This is a genomic window from uncultured Senegalimassilia sp., from assembly GCF_934632265.1.
Classification (GTDB): domain Bacteria; phylum Actinomycetota; class Coriobacteriia; order Coriobacteriales; family Eggerthellaceae; genus Senegalimassilia.
In genome coordinates this window covers 1-3,521 of the sequence record NZ_CAKTYH010000158.1, presented here as the reverse complement: position 1 = coordinate 3,521, position 3,521 = coordinate 1, and the positions used below count along the sequence as shown (strand labels likewise).

The window sequence follows — 3,521 nt, the reverse complement described above, 5'->3', positions numbered from 1 at the left end:
TCCTTGTCGATGCCGGCGATGACGGCCACCTGGTGGCCGGCGGCGGCCATGGAGGCCACCGTTTCGGCCAGGTACACGCCGCTGCCGGTGCTATCGGGCTTTTGAGCGGAGATGCAGAGGATGCGCATGAAGGTCCTTTCGGATGTTGATGGCGTTGGGTTCCGGAATAGCGCGGAATGAGGCTACGAGCAGGCGATGTCGCGCAGGGCTTCAAGAGCCGCGTCGCAATCCTGCTGCGAGTTCATGGCGCCGAAGCTGAAGCGCACGACGCCCAGCTGCTGCGTGCCGAGCGCCGCGTGCATGAGCGGGGCGCAGTGCGCGCCCGGGCGGACGCACACGCCCCACCCCTGCGCCAGCCGATCGGCGATCTCGCCGGAATCGGCATCGCCGACGTTGACGGCTACGATGCCGCAGCGCCGACCGGAACCGCCGCCGAGCACCCGCACGCCATCGATATCGGCAACGCCTTCCAGGAAGCGGGCCACCAGGCTTTCGATATGCGCTTGCACATCGGCCACGCCGCGCTCGGCAAGCCAGGCGCACCCCGCCGAAAGGCCCGCCAAGCCGTGCGCGTTGGCCGTGCCGGCCTCGAGCGCCTCGGGCATGAAGCGCGGATGGCGCTCATCGAAGCTGTGCACGCCCGAACCGCCTTCCACCAGCGGGGAAATATCAAGGCCCGGGCGCACGCACAGCCCGCCGGTGCCCTGCGGCCCGTACAGGCTTTTATGGCCCGTGAAGCACACGACGTCCGCGCCGATGGCCGATGCCGAGAACGCCCACGCACCAGCCGTCTGGGCGGCATCGAGGACAAACAGCGCGCCGGCGTCATGCGCGGCGGCCGCCATGCGCTCTATGTCGTACACGTCGCCGGTGACGTTGGAGGCATGCGTGACCGCGACCAGCTTGGCACCGGCAAGGGCCTGCTCGTAGGATTCCCAGTCAAGCGAGCCGTCGGGCAGGATGCCGGCCACGCGCACCCAGCAGCCACGCTCGTCGCGCGCGCGGTTGAGCGGGCGCAGCACGGAGTTGTGCGAGGCGGCCGTGGTCACTGCGACGCCGCCTGCGGGCAACAGCCCCTCGATGGCGATGTTAAGGGCCATGGTGGCGTTCAAGGCGAATGACACGCTGCCGGCGCCCCAGGCCCCGAGCAGGTCCGAAACCGCCTGCCGCGCCCCGAACACCGCCATACTCGCATCGAGCGCGGCCTGGTGCGAGCCGCGCCCAGGGCCGCCGAACGACGTCATGGCACCGCACACCGCATCGATGACGGCCTGCGGCTTGTGCATGGTGGTGGCTGCGTTGTCCAGATAGATCATGGTTTGAACCCAATCGTTCGAAGATGATAACGGTCACCGATTTTCACCGGCACCGTGAATGCGTACTGGGAATAGACGAAGGGAAGTTATACCCTCAAAACGGCGAAGAACGGACCGCAACGCGAAAGCCGCGCAGCCCATCCGCAAAGACGATGGCGACAACGGCGCAAACCGCTATTCCGCAGCCCCCATCTCAGCTGCGATGATCGCCGCGCCTAGGGCGCCCGCGAAACGCGCATCGGGGCATGAACCCACCGGTGCGCCCAGCTCGACTTCCAAACGTGCGCGGACGTAATCGTTGTCGCACAGGCCGCCCGTAAGGTGATACCGCGCCGCGGGAACCTGCCCCACGAGCGTGCACACGCGCGCCACGACCGAATCGATGACGCCGCGGGCGATGTTCTCGCGCGGCTCGCCCTTGCCCACCAAGGAGATGACCTCGGATTCGGCGAACACGGTGCACATGTTGGAGATGACGGTGGGCTGCCCGACCGCCGCCAGGCGCGCAAGCTCGGCTTGGCTGACGCCCAAACGGTCGGCCATGATCTCCAAGAAGCGCCCGGTGCCCGCAGAGCATTTGTCGTTCATGACGAACTTGCGCACCTTGCCGGCGGCAAGGCCGATGGCCTTGGTGTCCTGCCCGCCGACATCGATGACGGTGCCATCTTCGCCGAAGAGCGCGGATGCGCCGCGAGCGTGGCAGGTGATCTCGGTGACCACCTTGTCCGTATACGGCACCGCCACACGGCCGTACCCCGTTGCCACCACCGGCATCTCGCCCCCCTCGAACCCCTCGCGGGCAAGCGCGCTGCGCACCTGCTCGGCAACCTCGACGCTTGAGAAGCCGGTGGGAATGACCAGCTTGAACGCGATGGCGCCCGAAGAGTCCGCCACGACGGCCTTCGTAGCCGTGGAACCGATGTCGATGCCGATGCCCGCCATGTACGTTGCTCCTTGTCTTCGGGACTCGGGCCCATAGGGCCCCGCCGTTGCCGCGCTTGAACCTTGATGCAAAACTATGCATACCTTCTTGCGACTATACTATACTGGCAATGATACCGATTCGACCCCATAAGAAAGGACCGCGCATGAGCACGGACAAACCCGCGAGCGGCGCCATGTGCGACGGCGACCGCATACGCCTGACCACGCTCACCGACAAAGGCGGTTGAGCAGCGAAATGGGGTCCGGGAGACCTCTCCGAGATTCTGCGCGATATCGCGCCGGCTGTGCCCGATCCGAACCTGCTGCTCGGTTTCGACACGGCAGACGACGCGGCGGTTTGGCAGGTGGACGAAAACAACGCCGCCGTGCTGACGCTCGACTTCTTCACGCCCGTGGTGGACGACCCGTACGAGTTCGGCGCCGTGGCTGCGGCAAACGCCCTGTCCGACGTGTTCGCCATGGGCGGCAGGCCCGTCACCGCGCTCAACATCCTGGCATTCCCCAGCTGCATGGGCACCGAGGTGGTGGGAGATGTGCTGCGCGGCGGCGCGGACAAGGTGCGCGAGGCCGGGGCGTTCGTGGTGGGCGGCCATTCCATCGAGGACGACGAGCCCAAGTACGGCCTTTCCGTGTTCGGCCTGGTGCACCCCGATCGCATGGTGCGAAACGGCGGGGCGCTGCCGGGGGACGTGCTGTACTACACGAAAACGCTCGGCACAGGCATCATGAACGCCGCGCTGCGGGCGAAACTGCGCAACGATGAGGACCTGCGCCCGGTCATCGACGGCATGATGGAGCTCAACCGCGCGGCCGCCGAGGCCATGTTGCAATGCGACGTGCACGCCTGCACCGACGTCACCGGCTTCGGGCTTGCCGGCCACCTGCACGAGATGCTCGATGCATCCGGGTGCGCAGCGCGGCTGGACTGGGACGCGTTGCCCCTGTTCGACGGCGTATACGAGCTGTCATGCGACTACTGCCGCCCCGGGAAGACGTTCGGGATCATCGACTGGGCAAGCGCGTTCGTGGAGCAAGGCGAAATCGACGACTTCGAGTACGACGACCGCATGGGCGTGCTGTGCGACCCGCAAACCTCCGGCGGCTTGCTCGTGGCCATCCCGCCCGAAAACGCAAGCCGCTTCGAGGCGGAATGCGAGCAGCGGCAAGGGCGCAAACCCTCCCGAATCGGAACGTTCGAAGCCGGTCCGGCAGGCAAGATCTTCGTGAACTGGTAGCGCGAAGGGCGGCTCACGCGCAAGC

Annotated in this window: 3 protein-coding genes; 1 reads left to right on the top strand and 2 read right to left on the bottom strand. The window is 66.7% G+C overall.

The genetic code is table 11. The annotated features are described in order from the left end of the window. Positions 1-182: 182 nt before the first annotated feature. Positions 183-1,316: an aminotransferase class V-fold PLP-dependent enzyme gene (locus tag Q0H50_RS08885; protein ID WP_294421555.1), complete on the bottom strand. Its 1,134-nt coding sequence runs from the start codon at positions 1,314-1,316 to the stop codon at positions 183-185. A 174-nt stretch (positions 1,317-1,490) separates the two neighbouring features. After that, complete coding sequence (locus tag Q0H50_RS08880) at positions 1,491-2,258, bottom strand: acyl-CoA dehydratase activase (RefSeq protein ID WP_294421553.1); 768 nt, start codon at positions 2,256-2,258, stop codon at positions 1,491-1,493. 176 nt (positions 2,259-2,434) lie between these two features. Between Q0H50_RS08880 and selD the strand changes: the two genes are divergently transcribed. Beyond that, positions 2,435-3,496, top strand: a complete 1,062-nt coding sequence (gene selD / locus Q0H50_RS08875; protein ID WP_294421556.1) for a selenide, water dikinase SelD — start codon at positions 2,435-2,437, stop codon at positions 3,494-3,496. Positions 3,497-3,521 lie beyond the last annotated feature (25 nt).

What these genes read in the sequence shown, in the direction of transcription:
- Q0H50_RS08885 (WP_294421555.1), bottom strand. Translation starts at nt 1,316, where the DNA reads ATGATCTATCTGGACAACGCAGCCACCACCATGCACAAGCCGCAGGCC.
- Q0H50_RS08880 (WP_294421553.1), bottom strand. Translation starts at nt 2,258, where the DNA reads ATGGCGGGCATCGGCATCGACATCGGTTCCACGGCTACGAAGGCCGTC.